Here is a 14,406-nt window from a genome sequence, read left to right as displayed (position 1 = left end):
ACGCTGCCTGCGATCAAATCGGCAGCATGATTGCCCCGGACGCTCCACTTAAAAATCTCAGAAAGCTGTCCGAACGAGTGAGGCCACCTCTGGGCTTCGAAATCATGTGGGTGTCCGACCATATGTTTTCGCGCTTGACTCCTAGTTGAACCAGATAGTCTGTCAAGTGCATCGATCTTTGCCGCGCGAGTGCCTGCGGATTCGTTTCGCCAATGTAGGCGCCGGCCGTGACGATGCCTCGAATTTCGGCGTCAGGCCACTCGCGCGCACGGATGACCATCTCCGCTATTCTGACGCGATCCTTGTTGGGAATGGCATCGGAATTGAGCGGGACGCTGTCGAGCATGTCTTCGGAAACGGTACATGCAGTGGACGAAATCGGGAACGACAGGCAAGTACAGATTGCCATGCTGATCATGCGAGCGGGAGATATCACCACAGGGTCCGGTCGTCGAAAAATGAAATATAACAAGCGAGGCTGTCTGCATTGTCGATTGCTACATCCGCGTGTGTCTGAGCCCAATATTTCAGGCCGGTGCCGAATCCATAGATTTCGTCGTTTGAATCGAAGGTGTCGATATAGTGCGTGCACTCGTGAATCAGCACTTTCAGCTTGCAGTTCGTAGAAAGCCGAGCATCGGGAAGCGTGCAGAAGTGCGGGTAAATTGCAATCATTCGTTTGTGTGAGTCGGGTTTGCATACTGCTGCATCCGTAATCCCATTGTCGGGAAATACGGTGCACGTTATGTTCCTCTGCGTTTGCTCGTCCCATCTGATGACGTTCTCGGGTTCGAGTTGCTGCATGACGCTCAGAAGCTTGGGTAACCCGATGCCCAAACGTTGCCGGACTGTTTCGTCAGATCGCCCGAACCACGTCCGGACGCGGCTTTGTTCTTCCTGATCCCAAGCGGCGAGCGCCTCCATCCGCTCGCGAATCAGGACGACTGCAGCGTCACGCAGACGTGCAATTAACCGCCTGAACGTCTTGTTCGACATGTTCTCGCAGATTTGCGTCATGTCGAGTTCGATAGCGTGAATGGAACCGGGTATTGTGTTGGTACAGGTGGTCCCGACGCAAATCCACTCTTCGTCTTCTTCTTGGCGTGTGGTGTCGTGTGAGTTGAAAGTTAGGCCCATGGACTCGATAGTTATCCGGAATGAGGGGGCTACTATCGATTTAAGAAGGTATGCCCGTCTATGAGACAGGTACGATTTTCGATGGGTGAATCACGGCATCTTGACCGATGCAACTCGGGCGTTGCGGATCTGTTCGGCAAGAAGAATGTTGCCGGCCTCGATCATTCATCAGCCAGCACGCCCCGGCCTGCATCGGCTTGCGCGCCGCCGCGCTCTCCCACCCGCACCGCGTCCATCGCCCGCGCGAGCGCATCGAACACCGCCGGCCCCTTGCAGCGCGACACGTTGAAGCGCATGTACGACGACGCGCTGCGCGACACGCTGAATACGTCGCCCGGCGCGAGCACCACGTCGTGGTCCAGCGCATGACGTGCGACGCGCGCCGCGTCGAGCCCGTCCGGCAATTGCGCCCACACGAACAACCCGCCGCGCGGCTCCGTCCAGATCCCGAGCCCGGCTCGCGCGAGGCGCCGGATCGTCTCGCCCATCGCATCCGCGAGCCGCGCGCGCAGGCTGTCGAGATGGCGCCGGTACGTGCCGTCGATCAGCAGCCGATGCACGACGTTGGCGCCGATCTGCGCGTTGCCGAACGACGTCGCGAGCTTCAGGTCGACGAGCGCGTCGATCCATTCCGGCCGCGCGGCGACATAGCCGCAGCGGATCGCGGCCGACAGCGTCTTCGAGAAGCTGCCGATCGACACGACGCGCGACAGCCCGTCGAACGCCGCGAGGCGCGGCGCGGGCGTGCTCTCGAAATCCGCGAAGATGTCGTCCTCGACGATCAGCAGGCCGTGCTCGGCCGCGAGCGTCAGCAGCCGGTGCGCGACGGGCGGCGCGAGCGTCGCGCCCGTCGGGTTGTGCAGCGCGGCGTTGGTGATGTACAGGCGCGGTCGATGCTCGGCGAGTGCTTGCTCGAAGCGCACGAGATCGGGGCCGTTCGGCGTGAACGGCACGCTGACGATCCGCGCACGGTGCGCGCGCAGCAGCGCCTGGAAGTTGAAGTAGCACGGATCGTCGAGCACGACGGTGTCGCCCGGCTCCAGCAGCAGGCGGCACACGAGGTCGAGCGCGTGCGTGCCGCCGTCGGTCAGCATGATCTGCGCGGGTTCCGCGTGGACGCCGTGCTGCGCGAGCCGCCATGCAAGCTGCTGGCGCAGCGCGGGCAGGCCGAGCGGCGTCGCATAGTCGGTCAGCGCATCGGCTTCGTCGCGCGACACGGCGCGCAGCGCGCGACGCAGGCTTTCGTCGGGCAGCCACGACGACGGCAGCCACCCGCAACCGGGCTTCACCGACGTCGGCGCCGCTTCGAGCGACTGGCGTGACAGCCACAGCGGATCGAGCTCGCGATCGAGGCGCGGGCCCAGCTCGGCGAGCGCGAGCGGCGGTGCGTGGCCCGACACATAGAAGCCCGAACCGCGCCGTGCGACGAGCACGCCTTCGCTCGCGAGCCGCTCGTACGCATCGACGACCGTCGATTTCGATACGTCGAGCGCGTCGGCCATCATCCGGATCGACGGCACGCGCGCACCGGGCATCAGCGCGCGGCTCGCGATCCGCGCGCGCAGGGTGTCCATGACGGTTTCCACGCGCGTGCGCGACGGTGCGGGCGGAGCGGGAATCGGGGCGGAAGGGCGCATGGCGGACGATGAACTGTACGGCCGGTTGTCCAGTACAGTTTGTCTGAATTGTATTGGGCTGTAGCTTACGCCGTTTTCGCCGGCGGCGGATCATCGGTCATCCACTTTCCATTCAGGATTGACCGTGCAAAAGACGACCGACGGATGGCTCAGCGGCATGCTGGGCGTCATCATCTTCAGTGGCTCGCTGCCCGCGACACGGGTCGCGGTGCAAGGGCTCGACCCGTTGTTTCTCACGTTCGCCCGCGCGACGATCGCCGGCGCGCTCGGCCTGCTGCTGCTCGTCGTGCTGAAGCAGAAGCGGCCGTCGCGCACCGAGGCCGTGTCGCTGGCCGTCGTCGCGCTCGGCGTCGTGGTCGGTTTTCCGTTGCTGACGGCGCTTGCGCTGAAGCACGTGACGTCCGCGCATGCGATCGTGTTCGTCGGGCTGCTGCCGCTCGCGACCGCGCTGTTCGGCGTGTGGCGCGGCGGCGAGCGGCCGCGGCTGCCGTTCTGGATCTTTTCGATCGTCGGCAGCGGCGCGGTGGCCGCGTTCGCGCTGCGCAACGGCGGGCACGCGTCGGTGGTCGGCGATGCGCTGATGCTGGCCGCGATCGTCGCGTGCGGGCTCGGTTATGCGGAAGGCGCGCGCCTGTCGCGCCAGCTCGGCGGCTGGCAGGTGATCTCGTGGGCGCTCGTACTGTCGCTGCCGCTGATGCTGCCGCTCACGTGGCTGACGTGGCCCGCGTCGTTCGACGGCGTCGATGCCGCCGCGCTGTGGGGGCTCGCGTACGTGTCGCTGTTCAGCATGTTGATCGGCTTCGTGTTCTGGTATCGCGGGCTGGCGCTCGGCGGGATTGCAGGCGTCGGCCAGTTGCAGCTGCTGCAGCCGTTCTTCGGCTTCCTGCTCGCGGCCGGGCTGCTGCACGAGACGGTGCCGCCGTCGATGGTCGTCGTGACGGTAATCGTGGTCGGCTGCGTGGCGGGCGCGAAGTACTTCTCGAAGATGGCGCCCGTGCAGCGCGTGGGGTGATGCAGGCGCCGCGGCTGGCGGCAAGCCCGTTGCTGTCGAACGCACGATAGCGATCCTGCGCCCGGCAGCAAGACCCCAGGCAAAACGGCCAGGCTACCGGTAGCGGCAAGCCTGGCCGTTGGCGTTCGTCACGCCGCGCGCGGGTTACTCGAACATTTCGAGCGCGAGCAATTCGCCGATCGTCTGCCGGCGGCGGATGAGCCGCGGCGTGCCGCGATCGACGAGCACTTCCGGCGCGAGCGGCCGGCTGTTGTAGTTCGAGGACATCGACGCGCCGTACGCGCCGGCGTCGTGCAGGAACAGCAGGTCGCCGATCTGCGGCTGCGCGAGCTTGCGGTGCGTGACCACGCCGCCTGCGTCCTGCGTGAACACGTCCCCCGATTCGCACAGCGGCCCGGCGATCGCGAGGTCGACGAGCGGCCGGCCGGCGGGCAACGCGCCATCGTGCGCGTGCACCGACACCGCGTGATAGCTGCCGTACATCGACGGGCGCATCAGGTCGTTGAAGCCCGCGTCGATCAGCACGAAATCGTGCTTCGGCCGGCGGTTGACGGCCTGCACCTCGGTGACGAGCGTGCCGGCTTCGGCAACCAGAAAGCGGCCCGGTTCGATCTCGATGCGCACCGGATGGCCGAGATGCCGTTCGATGCGCTTGCGCGCGGCGTCCCACTGGCTGAAGTAGTGTCCGACGTCGACGCGCGGCTCGCCGTCGCGATACGGAATCGACAGGCCGCCGCCGGCCGAGATCGCGTCGATGTCGTGGCCGAGCGACGTGACGAGATCGACCATCGCATCGCACACCTGCGACAGGTGGCCGTAGTCGACGCCCGACCCGATGTGCATGTGGATGCCGACCAGCTTCAGCCCGTACTGGCGCACGATCTCGATCGCACGCGGCACGTCGTCGATCCAGATGCCGTGCTTGCTCTGCGGGCCGCCGGTGTTGGTCTTGTTGCTGTGGCCGTGGCCGAACCCGGGGTTGACGCGCAGCCACACGCGGTGGCCGGGCGCGTGCTCGCCGATGCGCGCGAGCATGTCGAGCGAGCCGGCGTTCACGGTCACGCCGTGCTTCAGCACCGCCGCGAGCGTCGGGCGGTCGATCAGGTCGGCCGTGAATACGACGCCTTCCGGCTCGCCGCCCGGGCTGAACCCGGCCGCGAGGCTGCGCTCGATCTCGCCGAGCGACACGGCGTCGACGCATGCGCCTTCGTCGCGCATCAGCTTCAGGATATGGACGTTCGAATTTGCCTTCTGCGCATAGCGGATCACGTCGAACTGGCGCAGTTGGGCGATGCGGTCGCGAATGACGTCGGCGTCGTACACCCACAGCGGGGTGCCGTATTGCTGCGCGAGCGTCGCGAGCTGGCGGGAATCGAGGGACATGGCGGATGAATCGGATCGAATGAACGGATAGCCGGATGATGCGCCTGAAAAGCTATACGGTAAAATGCCTGTTTATCTTCATTCGATTCATTTCTGATATATACGGCCATGCTGACGCACCGTCATATCGAGGTTTTCCGCGCGCTGATGGTCACCGGCAGCACGACGCGCGCGGCCGAGATGCTGTACACGTCGCAGCCGACGATCAGCCGCGAACTGGCGCGGATGGAGCAGGTCGTCGGCTTTGCGCTGTTCGAACGCGCGCACGGCCGGCTGCGCCCGACGATGGCCGCGCTCACGCTGTTCGACGATGTGCGGCTCGCGTATGCGGGGCTCGAACGCATCGCGGCGACGGCCGCGCGCCTGCGCGAGTTTCGCGACGGGCAACTGTCGGTAATCGCGTTGCCGGCGTTCTCGCACGCGATCCTGCCCGGTGCATGCCGGCGCTTTCACGACGCGCATGCGGGCGTCAGCGTATCGGTCGCGACGCAGGAGTCGCCGGTGCTCGAGGAGTGGCTCACCGCGCAGCGTTACGATTTGGGGCTGACCGAGCGCGATGTCGCGCCGGCCGGCACGGTGCTCACGCCGCTGCTCGAAGTGGATGAAGTGTGCGTGCTGCCCGGCGGCCATCCGCTGCTCGCGCAGGACGCGATCGACCTGCTGGATCTCGCCGATCGCCCGTTCGTGAGCCTGTCGCTGAACGATCCGTATCGCATCCTGATCGACGAGGCGTTCGCGCAACTCGGCATCGCGCCGCGCTCGGTGGTCGACACGCCGTCGGCCGTGTCGGTGTGTGCGTTCGTGCGGCAGGGGCTCGGCGCCGCGATCGTCAACCCGCTCACCGCGCTCGATTTCGTCGGCCGCGACCTGCACGTGCGGCCGCTGACGCGGTCGTTTCCGTACCGGGTCAGCGTGATCGTGCCCGAGCACCGGCCGAAGAACCTGCTCGTCGACGCGTTCGCCGATGCGCTGCGCGCCGAAGCGAAGGCGATCCGCCGCCGGCTGGCCGCCCACCTCGGCTAGCGGCACCGCCGTATGATGGGCGTTTCGCCGCCATCGCCGTCATTTTCCGGAATCCCGTCATGACCGACGCATCGTCTTTCCTCGAACAACCGACCCTCACCGGCGCACGTGTCGTCCTGCGTCCGCTCGACACATCCGACCGGCAGGCGCTGCTGGATGCCGCGGCTGACGGCGCGTTGTGGAACCTGAAGGTCACGGTCGTGCCCGGCGCGCAGACGGTCGACGCCTACATCGACACGGCGTTGCAGGGGCGGGCGGCCGGCACCGTGATGCCGTTCGTGATCGTCGATCGCGCGTCGGGCCGCGCCATCGGCAGCACGCGCTTCTGGAAGATCGACCGCAAGAATCGCAAGCTCGAGATCGGTCATACGTGGCTGAGCGAATCGGCGCAGCGTACGCGCGCGAATACCGAAGCGAAACGGTTGCTGCTGGGCTATGCGTTCGACACGCTGCGATGCGTGCGCGTGCAGTTCACGACGGACGAGCTGAACGAGAAATCGCGCGCGGCGATCCTGCGGCTCGGTGCGAAACAGGAGGGCATCGTGCGTCACGAACGGATCATGCCGGATGGCCGCAAGCGCAACTCGGTGCGCTTCAGCATCATCGACGACGAATGGCCGGAAGTGCGGGCGCGACTCGACGCGAAGCTGGCGACGTAACGCGTGACGTGCGAGGCGGAGCGCTCGATGCTCGAAACGTGCGTCGCGCCGCCGGCAGGGGAGGCGGCGGCGCGACGGCGGGGGAAACGGTGCGCCGCGCGCGATGCGCGGCGCTGCATCGGATGAATTACTGCGCCGATGCGAGGTGATGACGCTGCGCGAGCTTCTGTGCATCCGCGTAGTGCGCCTGCAGGATCGGTAGCGCCTGGCGGGCGACTTCCTTCAGCTTGGTGTCGCGGCCCGATGCGATTTCGGCCTGGAACGCCGAGATCGCCTTCTGCTGGCCGGCGAGCGCGACCTGTTCGATATACGCCTTGTCGAACTCGGCGCCGCGCAGGCTCTTGATGCCGTTCAGCACGGTCGTGTCGGGGTCGTTGGCCGGCACGTCGACGCCGCGCGGGCTGGCCGCGCGCATCGCCTGGATGATCTTCGCATCGTCGGTCGACACGCGTTGCGCGAACGCCTTGACCTGGCTGTCCGACGTGCGCGCATCGGCGATGCGCGCGGCGTCGTGCTGGGTCGACACGGTCTTCGTGCCGTCGTTGATGAAGGTCTGGTCGGCTTCGTGGATGCGCGTCGCGGTCGCGGCCGGCGCAGCCGATGCGCCGGGTGCCGGTTGCGCGGTTTGCGCGGTCGCCGTCACGGCGACGAGAAGCAGGCCAGCGGCAGACAAGGCAAGGCGCGAAAGGTGGGGAAAGCGGTTCATGGGACCTCCTCGATCGGGGCTCTGGTTGAAAAACGGATCGTACGATCCGTCGCTGTGCGAGAGACCGGGCGCGCCCGGGCCGGGTTCGACTGCCGCTCTGCCGCGGCGGCGTTCGAAGTGTTTTCCGGCCCGACTGATTCTAGGAGAGCGGCCGGGTAGCAGGTGCAACCGTGCTGTGGCTTGTGTAACGGTTGGTAAGACGAAACGATGAGCACGCGCGCAGCCCGGTAGGGCGTACCTGATACGCATGTGGCGGCGGCAATTTTTGCGTGCGCGTGGCGCATGCAATGGATGAGATGCGTGCGCGTGTCATCGGCATTTCAGCGGTGCGATGTCGTCGCGGCAGTTGTCGTCGCGGCGCGTCGTGCGAGGGACGGGGTGCGTGCGTGGCGTGCGTGAAAGCGTCACACGCGATCGAGCAGCGCATCGAGGCGCGGCAGCAACGGCGTCGCGCAATGCGCCTGCAACGCGTCGGGCGCGGTGTAGCCCCACGCGACGCCCTGAAATGCAATATGTGCACGCCGAGCCGCGTCGGCATCGCGGATTTCGTCGCCGACGTACAGCACTTCGTCTGCGCGCACTCCGGCCTCGCGAACGAGCGCGCGCAGACGGCGCGCCTTGCCGAACAGCGGAATGCCGCACGCGAAATGGTCGACGCGTGCGCCGGCGCGCGGGCCAAGCCGGTCACGCACGATCTCCTCGGTATTCGACGTGGCGATCGCGATGCGGATGCCGCGCGCGGCGAGCGCGTCGAACGTTTCGGCGACGCCGGGGAACAGTTGCACGTGCGCGACGCGCGGCCGCATCAGGCGGCGCATGTCGATCGTCACGCGCGGCACTTTCCACATTGGCACGCCGAGCGCGCGAACGATGTCGCGCGCCGACATCCCGCGCAGCGCCGGGCGCAGTTCGGGCGTGGCGTCGCGAAAGCCGTGCAGGCGCGAGGCTTCCGTCAGCGCGGCGAGAAAACTGTCGAGCGAATCGGCGAGCGTGCCGTCGAAGTCGAAGGCGATGAGGCGGAAGGTCATGAAGCGGCGTCTCGGGTTTATCGGCGGGTGCCATTGTCGCCGAATCGAGGGTGGCAGTGCGGCTGTTCGTCCACGGCGGACTCCAGTGCCCCTTGTCCCGCCCCCCCACGGCGCGGTATCGTCGATGCTGCGCCTTCCGCCCCTCGAACCGGAGAACAGACGTGCCCGCAGCCACCCCCGCCACGCTGAGAATTTCCACCGACAAGCGCGAACTCGACATCGACGCGATCTTCGATTTCCTGCATCGCGACGCGTATTGGTCGCAGGGCATTCCGCGCGACGTAGTCGAGCGGGCGATCGAGGGCTCGCTGTGCTTCGGCGCGTATGTCGGCGACCGGCTCGTCGGGTTTGCGCGGCTCGTCACCGATCACGCGACGTTCGCGTATCTGTGCGACGTGTTCGTGCTGCCGGCCGAACGCGGCAACGGCTACGGCCGCGCACTGATCGACCATATCTTCGCGCAGCAGATGGTGCAGCGGCTGCGCCGCATCATGCTCGCGACGACCGACGCGCACGCGCTGTACCGGCCGGTCGGTTTCGGTCCGCCGGCGAATCCCGAGCGGCTGATGGAGATCCGCCGGCCCGACATCTACACGAAACGCTGACGCGCGCCGCAGCGCATACAATACGCGCTTTCCGTTTTTGCCGAAGAGAAGCACACCATGACCGAACAGGAAGCCGAACAGCTCGCGACGCACCGCCACTACAAGGGCGGCCTGTACCGCTACATCGGCGTTGCGCGCCATTCCGAAACCGAGGAATCGGTGGTCGTCTACGAGCATCTGTGGCCGCATGCGCGCGGGCTGTGGGTGCGGCCGGAAGCGATGTTCAACGGCAACCTCGAAGACGGCACGCCGCGGTTTCGCAAGCTGCGCGACTGAGCGGGCGGCACCGAGGCCGGCGCCGGTGTCTAGCCCGCGCTGCCCGGCTTGTCGTGCGGCGCCTGTTGCCGCAGCGCCATCGCAAAGAAGCGTCGAATTTCATCCATCAATTCCGTGCGGGCCGACGCGAAATCGAACGCGCGCCGGTTTTCGTGCGCGTAGCGCTGGCGCCAGTCGTCGGCCGCATGCCGCGCTTCGCGTGCGCGCAGATCGTCGAGTTCGGGCGTGCGCAACGCGTGATCGGCGATCAGCGTCACGCCGTCGCGGCTGACCTCCAGCACGCCGCCCGCGACGAGCAGGCGGCGATGCTCGCCGGTCGGCGCATCAACGAGCATCACGACGCCCGGCCGGATCCGCGTGAGCAGCGGCGCGTGGTGCGGGTAGATCCCCAGTTCTCCGCTTTCCCCCGGAACGACGACGAAATGCGCGTCGCCGGCATACAGCACCGCTTCCACGCTTACGATGTCGAGCCTCATCGACGTCTTCATGCATGCTCCTTCAGACCGCCGCCGCGCCGGCGACGATTTCGCACAGCTCGGTGGTGATCTGCGCCTGTCGCGTCTTCTGGTACAGGTGCCGCAGTTCGCGCAACACGCGGTCGGCGTTGTCTGTCGCGGTCTGCATGCTGAACATCCGCGCGCATTGCTCGCACGCGTAGTTCTCGACGACGGCCTGATAGAGCGTCGCCTCGACGTAGCGCAGCAGCAACGTGTCGACGACCGGTTTGGGCGCGGGCTCGTACAGATAGTCGGACGCGGGTGCGGACACGGGCGCGCCGTCGGTCGGCGCGCCCGTGTCGAGCCCCACGATCGGCAGCATCGCATCGATGCGCGGCTCGTACGCGAGCGGGCTCGTCAGCCGGTTGTATGCGACGTGTACTTCGTCGAGCTCGCCGTTGACGAACGCGGTCAGCGGCACGAGCAGCGCACCGAGCAACTGCTCGAAGTGCGGCTCGGCGGCCAGGCCGCTCGCACGCGCGGCGATGGTCGCACCGTGGCGCAGCAGCGGCGCGAGGCCGCGCGCACCGATCACGCTCAACTCGCATGCGACACCGGCACGGTCCCAGCGTTCGAGCGCATCCACGCATTCGACGAGCAGCCGCGCATTGAGCGGGCCGCACAGCCCGCGATCGGTGCTGACGACGATCAGGCCGACGCGGCGCACGGTATCGCGTCGCGCCATCAGCGCCGATACGTGGTCGGGACGGTCTCGCAGCACGCGTTCCGCCATCGCGGCGATGCGCGCCGCATACGGGCGGAACTCGCGCGCGCGTCGCTGCGCGCTCGCCATCTTGGTGCGCGCCATCATTTCCATCGCCTTCGTGATCTTGCGCGTGGACGAGGTACTGGCGATCTTCGAGCGGATTTCGCGTATGTGCATGTCAGGGGGGCGTTGCGGCCGTCCGGATGTCATCGTGCGGATTCATGCTATCGGGACTTCACCTGAAACGATTGACGGAAATCAAACGACTTCGCCCGGTCCCGCACCAGAATCCGTTCACGTGATCCTTGCGAAGGGGCAGTCGATGACCGAATTGCACACGCATCAGAAATACGACGCGCTGATTGCGCGTTGCCACGCGTTGCGGCCTGTGACGGTCGCGGTCGCGCATCCCTGCGACGAGGTATCGCTGCACGCGGCGGCCGCCGCCGCCCGGGCCGGGATCATCGTGCCCGTGCTGGTCGGCCCGGTGGCGCGAATCACGATGCTCGCCGCGACGCTCGGTGTGGACCTGTCCGGCTATCGTCTCGTGGATGCGCCGCACAGTCATGCGTCGGCGGCGCGCGCCGTCGAGCTGGTGCGCGCGGGCGACGCGCAGGCGCTGATGAAGGGCAGCCTGCACACCGACGAGTTGCTGGCGGAGGTGGTGCGCGCCGACACGGGGCTGCGCACCGGGCGGCGCCTGAGCCACGTGTTCATCATGGACGTGCCGACTTACCCCAAGCCGCTGTTCATCACCGACGCCGCCGTCAATATCCGTCCGACGCTCGAACAGAAGGCCGACATCGCGCAGAACGCGATCGATCTCGCGCATGCGCTCGGCATCGCCCGGCCGAAGGTGGCGATCCTGTCGGCGGTCGAGACGGTCAGCTCGAAGCTGCCGTCGACGCTCGACGCGGCCGCGCTGTGCAAGATGGCCGAGCGCGGCCAGATCACCGGCGCGCTGCTCGACGGGCCGCTCGCGTTCGACAACGCGATCAGCCCGGAGGCCGCGCGGCTCAAGCATCTCGGTTCCGCGGTCGCGGGCGATGCGGACATCCTGCTCGTGCCCGATCTCGAGGCCGGCAACATGCTCGCGAAGGAGCTGACGTTCCTCGCGAATGCCGATGCGGCCGGCATCGTGCTCGGTGCGCGCGTGCCGGTGATCCTGACGAGTCGCGCCGACAGCGAACGCACGCGCCTGGCGAGCTGCGCGGTCGCAGCGCTCGTCGCGGCGGCGGCGCGCGCCACGGCGGCGCCCATGGACGCGCCGGCGATTGCGGCCGACGCACACTGACGAGGCCGCGATGCGACATCCCGTCCTGGTGCTCAACGCCGGCTCGTCGAGCCTCAAGTTCTCGGTCTACGACACGCGCGACGATCGTTCGCTCGATGCGGGCCTGCACGGGCAGGTTGAGAACCTGCATGGCGCACCGCATCTGTTCGTGGCCGATGCGCACGGCGCGACGCTCGCCGACAGCCCGGTCGCGCGACCGGGGCATCAAGGCGCGATCGAGGCGCTGCACGCGTGGTTCGTCGCGCACGTCGGGCGGGAGGCCGGGTTCGACGGCGTCGGGCACCGGGTCGTGCATGGCGGCCCGTATTTCACCGCGCCGGTGCGGATCGACGCGCACGTGCTCGATGCGATCGCGTCGCTTTCGCCGCTCGCGCCGCTGCACCAGCCGCATCATGTCGACGCGATTCGCGCGGTGGCCGCGGTTGCGCCGAACCTGCCGCAGGTCGCGTGTTTCGATACCGCGTTCCATTCGACGGTGCCGGCGCTCGAACGGGAGTTCGCGTTGCCGCGCGCGCTGACCGAGCAGGGCATCGTGCGCTACGGGTTTCACGGGCTGTCGTACGAGTACATCGCGACGGCGCTCGCGGCCCTCGATCCGTCGTGGGTGCAGCACCGGACGGTGGTCGCGCACCTCGGCAACGGCGCGAGCCTGTGTGCGCTCGAGAACGGCCGCAGCGTCGCGACGACGATGGGGTTCACGGCCGTCGACGGGCTGCCGATGGGCACGCGCACGGGCGCGCTGGACCCGGGCGTGATCCTGTATCTGCAGCGTCACGCGGGCCGGTCGCTCGACGAGGTCGAGCATCTGATCTATGCCGAATCCGGCTTGCTCGGCGTATCCGGCGTGTCGAGCGACATGCGCACGCTGCTCGCGAGCGACGCACCGTCGGCCGCGCATGCGGTCGAGCTGTTCGCCTATCGCGCGGCCCGCGAGCTCGCCGCGCTGGCCGGCGTGCTCGGCGGTCTCGACACGCTCGTGTTCACGGCGGGCATCGGCGAGCACGCGCCGCACGTGCGTGAACGGATCTGCAATCGCGCCGCGTGGCTCGGCATCGTGCTCGACGACGCGGCGAATGCGGCCGGCTTGCCGGTGATTTCGAGCGACGCGTCGCGCGTGACGGTGCGCGTGATTCCGACCGACGAGAACCTGATGATCGCGCGCCACACGCGCCGCGTGCTGGACGACGCGATCCCTTCCACGCCGTATCCGACCCGGTGAGACCTCCGATGACAGCACGCGACACGCCTTCCCCTGCCGTCAGCGCCCCCGCGCTGCCGATTTTCTGGCCGATGGCCGCCGCCACGGCGATGTTTGCCGCCGGCTCCGAGATCACGGCGCGCAATCTCCGCTTCCTCGCGGAAGAGGAGAAGCTCCATTTCGAAGCGCATCCGGTGCTCGCATCGGCGAACCGGCCGTTGCTGGAACTGCGGACGATGACGTTCCGCGATTATTCGGTCGCGCCGGCGCACGGGCTGCCGACGATCGTCGATGCGCCGTACGCGGGGCACAGCGCGATGATCGCCGACTACCAGCCGGGGCAGAGCCTGATGCAGACGCTGCGCGAGCACGGCGTGACGCGTCTGTACCTGACCGACTGGCGCTCGGCCACCGAGGACATGAAGGACCTCGAGATCGACCAGTATCTGGCCGAGCTGAACGTGTGCGTCGACGAACTCGGTGGCCGCGTGAATCTCGTCGGCCTGTGTCAGGGCGGCTGGATGTCCGCGATGTATGCGGCGCGTTTCCCGCACAAGGTCGCGAGCCTCGTGCTGGCCGGCTCGCCGATCGACACCGACGCGGGCGACGGCCCGATCAAGCGGATGGTGCACACGTATCCGACGTCGTTCTACGAGGAACTCGTCGCGATGGGCGGCGGGCTGATGCGCGGGCGCTTCATGCTGCGCGGCTGGAAGAACATGCATCCGGACCAGCACTATCTCGCCGAGCACGTCGACCTGTACGAGCATCTCGACGATCCCGAATACCTGCGCAAGCGCGAGGTGTTCGCGAACTGGTACGAAAGCCCGATCGACCTGCCGGGGCGCTGGTACCTGCAGGCGATCGTGCAGATCTTCAAGGAGAACCGGCTCGCGAAGGGCACGTTCGTCGCGCTCGGGCGCACGCTCGACCTGAAGGACGTCGCGTGCCCGGCCTATCTGCTGGGTGGCGAGGCCGACGACATCACGACGCCGGAGCAGGTGTTCGGTGCGCACGATCTTCTCGGGACGCCCGCGTCGCGGATCGAGAGCCGGCTCGTGCCGGGCGGCCATATCGGTCTGTTCATGGGGACGCGCACGCTGACGACGGTGTGGCCCGACATCGCGCGATGGATCGCCGCGCAGCGCTAGTGTCCTGTTCCGCTGATTCGCGAGCAAAGTCGATGCAGCTTTTCGAGGATCGAATCGGCTGACGCGGTCCAGACGAAGGGTTTGCAGTTTTCGT

The 14,406-nt window shown here is 67.3% G+C and carries 16 protein-coding genes; 8 read left to right on the top strand and 8 right to left on the bottom strand.

Annotated features, from left to right (window positions below; all coding sequences use genetic code 11):
* Positions 1 to 13 precede the first annotated feature (13 nt).
* The 3 genes from HWX76_RS36235 to HWX76_RS36225 all read right to left on the bottom strand — a co-directional run bounded on the left by HWX76_RS36235 (position 14) and on the right by HWX76_RS36225 (position 2,774).
* A complete protein-coding gene (locus HWX76_RS36235; RefSeq protein WP_176017098.1) occupies positions 14 to 346 on the bottom strand; it encodes a hypothetical protein in 333 nt (110 codons plus the stop codon).
* Between the two features lie 86 nt (positions 347 to 432).
* Positions 433 to 1,017 (bottom strand): M35 family metallo-endopeptidase, encoded by a 585-nt coding sequence (locus HWX76_RS36230; protein WP_235356244.1) that lies wholly within the window; start codon positions 1,015 to 1,017, stop codon positions 433 to 435.
* A gap of 281 nt (positions 1,018 to 1,298) precedes the next feature.
* Complete coding sequence (locus HWX76_RS36225) at positions 1,299 to 2,774, bottom strand: PLP-dependent aminotransferase family protein (protein WP_089489555.1); 1,476 nt, start codon at positions 2,772 to 2,774, stop codon at positions 1,299 to 1,301.
* A gap of 124 nt (positions 2,775 to 2,898) precedes the next feature.
* On the opposite strand from HWX76_RS36225, the gene HWX76_RS36220 reads away from it, so the two are divergent.
* Positions 2,899 to 3,786: a DMT family transporter gene (locus HWX76_RS36220; protein WP_050014976.1), complete on the top strand. Its 888-nt coding sequence runs from the start codon at positions 2,899 to 2,901 to the stop codon at positions 3,784 to 3,786.
* Between the two features lie 144 nt (positions 3,787 to 3,930).
* Here HWX76_RS36220 and lysA read toward each other — a convergent pair whose 3' ends face one another.
* Positions 3,931 to 5,169 (bottom strand): diaminopimelate decarboxylase, encoded by a 1,239-nt coding sequence (gene lysA, locus HWX76_RS36215; protein ID WP_176017097.1) that lies wholly within the window; start codon positions 5,167 to 5,169, stop codon positions 3,931 to 3,933.
* A 108-nt stretch (positions 5,170 to 5,277) separates the two neighbouring features.
* Between lysA and HWX76_RS36210 the strand changes: the two genes are divergently transcribed.
* Positions 5,278 to 6,192 (top strand): LysR family transcriptional regulator, encoded by a 915-nt coding sequence (locus HWX76_RS36210; RefSeq protein WP_050014980.1) that lies wholly within the window; start codon positions 5,278 to 5,280, stop codon positions 6,190 to 6,192.
* Positions 6,193 to 6,251: 59 nt separating this feature from the next.
* Positions 6,252 to 6,851 (top strand): GNAT family protein, encoded by a 600-nt coding sequence (locus HWX76_RS36205; RefSeq protein ID WP_050014981.1) that lies wholly within the window; start codon positions 6,252 to 6,254, stop codon positions 6,849 to 6,851.
* 127 nt (positions 6,852 to 6,978) lie between these two features.
* On the opposite strand, the gene HWX76_RS36200 is transcribed toward HWX76_RS36205, so the two are convergent.
* Together HWX76_RS36200 and HWX76_RS36195 are read right to left on the bottom strand one after the other, a co-directional pair.
* Positions 6,979 to 7,557 (bottom strand): DUF4142 domain-containing protein, encoded by a 579-nt coding sequence (locus HWX76_RS36200; protein WP_089489553.1) that lies wholly within the window; start codon positions 7,555 to 7,557, stop codon positions 6,979 to 6,981.
* Positions 7,558 to 7,961: 404 nt separating this feature from the next.
* On the bottom strand, positions 7,962 to 8,585 hold the full coding sequence (locus tag HWX76_RS36195) for an HAD hydrolase-like protein (protein WP_050014984.1): 624 nt from the start codon (positions 8,583 to 8,585) through the stop codon (positions 7,962 to 7,964).
* A 161-nt stretch (positions 8,586 to 8,746) separates the two neighbouring features.
* On the opposite strand from HWX76_RS36195, the gene HWX76_RS36190 reads away from it, so the two are divergent.
* Together HWX76_RS36190 and HWX76_RS36185 are read left to right on the top strand one after the other, a co-directional pair.
* Complete coding sequence (locus HWX76_RS36190; protein ID WP_050014986.1) at positions 8,747 to 9,190, top strand: GNAT family N-acetyltransferase; 444 nt, start codon at positions 8,747 to 8,749, stop codon at positions 9,188 to 9,190.
* 57 nt (positions 9,191 to 9,247) lie between these two features.
* Positions 9,248 to 9,466: a DUF1653 domain-containing protein gene (locus HWX76_RS36185; RefSeq protein ID WP_006480837.1), complete on the top strand. Its 219-nt coding sequence runs from the start codon at positions 9,248 to 9,250 to the stop codon at positions 9,464 to 9,466.
* A 29-nt stretch (positions 9,467 to 9,495) separates the two neighbouring features.
* Here the strand turns inward: HWX76_RS36185 and atpC are convergent, their stop codons facing one another.
* Both atpC and atpG read right to left on the bottom strand, forming a co-directional pair.
* A complete protein-coding gene (atpC, locus tag HWX76_RS36180; protein WP_050014989.1) occupies positions 9,496 to 9,954 on the bottom strand; it encodes an ATP synthase F1 subunit epsilon in 459 nt (152 codons plus the stop codon).
* Between the two features lie 10 nt (positions 9,955 to 9,964).
* Positions 9,965 to 10,846, bottom strand: a complete 882-nt coding sequence (atpG, locus tag HWX76_RS36175) for an ATP synthase F1 subunit gamma (RefSeq protein ID WP_089489552.1) — start codon at positions 10,844 to 10,846, stop codon at positions 9,965 to 9,967.
* Between atpG and HWX76_RS36170 the strand changes: the two genes are divergently transcribed.
* From HWX76_RS36170 to HWX76_RS36160, 3 genes are read left to right on the top strand one after another with little or no spacing between them, the layout of a single operon-like run.
* The gene (locus HWX76_RS36170; protein ID WP_306427014.1) at positions 10,839 to 11,963 is read left to right on the top strand and encodes a phosphate acetyltransferase; all 1,125 of its coding nucleotides are present in this window, start codon (positions 10,839 to 10,841) and stop codon (positions 11,961 to 11,963) included. The two genes, atpG and HWX76_RS36170, sit on opposite strands and share 8 nt — an antisense overlap.
* 10 nt (positions 11,964 to 11,973) lie before the next feature.
* Entirely contained in the window at positions 11,974 to 13,182 is a 1,209-nt protein-coding gene (locus HWX76_RS36165) for an acetate/propionate family kinase (protein WP_050014993.1), read from the top strand.
* A gap of 8 nt (positions 13,183 to 13,190) precedes the next feature.
* A complete protein-coding gene (locus HWX76_RS36160) occupies positions 13,191 to 14,312 on the top strand; it encodes an alpha/beta fold hydrolase (protein ID WP_050014996.1) in 1,122 nt (373 codons plus the stop codon).
* The last annotated feature ends 94 nt before the right edge of the window (positions 14,313 to 14,406 follow it).

Origin of the sequence: Burkholderia sp. BCC0398, from assembly GCF_902833245.1 — a bacterium.
Classification (GTDB): domain Bacteria; phylum Pseudomonadota; class Gammaproteobacteria; order Burkholderiales; family Burkholderiaceae; genus Burkholderia; species Burkholderia sola.
The sequence above is the reverse complement of the archived record's forward strand: the minus strand, read 5'-3'. Positions and strand labels throughout refer to the sequence as shown.

What these genes read in the sequence shown, in the direction of transcription:
- HWX76_RS36235 (WP_176017098.1), bottom strand. Translation starts at nt 346, where the DNA reads ATGCTCGACAGCGTCCCGCTCAATTCCGATGCCATTCCCAACAAGGAT.
- HWX76_RS36230 (WP_235356244.1), bottom strand. Translation starts at nt 1,017, where the DNA reads ATGACGCAAATCTGCGAGAACATGTCGAACAAGACGTTCAGGCGGTTA.
- HWX76_RS36225 (WP_089489555.1), bottom strand. Translation starts at nt 2,774, where the DNA reads ATGCGCCCTTCCGCCCCGATTCCCGCTCCGCCCGCACCGTCGCGCACG.
- lysA (WP_176017097.1), bottom strand. Translation starts at nt 5,169, where the DNA reads ATGTCCCTCGATTCCCGCCAGCTCGCGACGCTCGCGCAGCAATACGGC.
- HWX76_RS36210 (WP_050014980.1), top strand. Translation starts at nt 5,278, where the DNA reads ATGCTGACGCACCGTCATATCGAGGTTTTCCGCGCGCTGATGGTCACC.
- HWX76_RS36205 (WP_050014981.1), top strand. Translation starts at nt 6,252, where the DNA reads ATGACCGACGCATCGTCTTTCCTCGAACAACCGACCCTCACCGGCGCA.
- HWX76_RS36200 (WP_089489553.1), bottom strand. Translation starts at nt 7,557, where the DNA reads ATGAACCGCTTTCCCCACCTTTCGCGCCTTGCCTTGTCTGCCGCTGGC.
- HWX76_RS36195 (WP_050014984.1), bottom strand. Translation starts at nt 8,585, where the DNA reads ATGACCTTCCGCCTCATCGCCTTCGACTTCGACGGCACGCTCGCCGAT.
- HWX76_RS36185 (WP_006480837.1), top strand. Translation starts at nt 9,248, where the DNA reads ATGACCGAACAGGAAGCCGAACAGCTCGCGACGCACCGCCACTACAAG.
- atpC (WP_050014989.1), bottom strand. Translation starts at nt 9,954, where the DNA reads ATGAAGACGTCGATGAGGCTCGACATCGTAAGCGTGGAAGCGGTGCTG.
- HWX76_RS36170 (WP_306427014.1), top strand. Translation starts at nt 10,839, where the DNA reads ATGTGCATGTCAGGGGGGCGTTGCGGCCGTCCGGATGTCATCGTGCGG.
- atpG (WP_089489552.1), bottom strand. Translation starts at nt 10,846, where the DNA reads ATGCACATACGCGAAATCCGCTCGAAGATCGCCAGTACCTCGTCCACG.
- HWX76_RS36165 (WP_050014993.1), top strand. Translation starts at nt 11,974, where the DNA reads ATGCGACATCCCGTCCTGGTGCTCAACGCCGGCTCGTCGAGCCTCAAG.
- HWX76_RS36160 (WP_050014996.1), top strand. Translation starts at nt 13,191, where the DNA reads ATGACAGCACGCGACACGCCTTCCCCTGCCGTCAGCGCCCCCGCGCTG.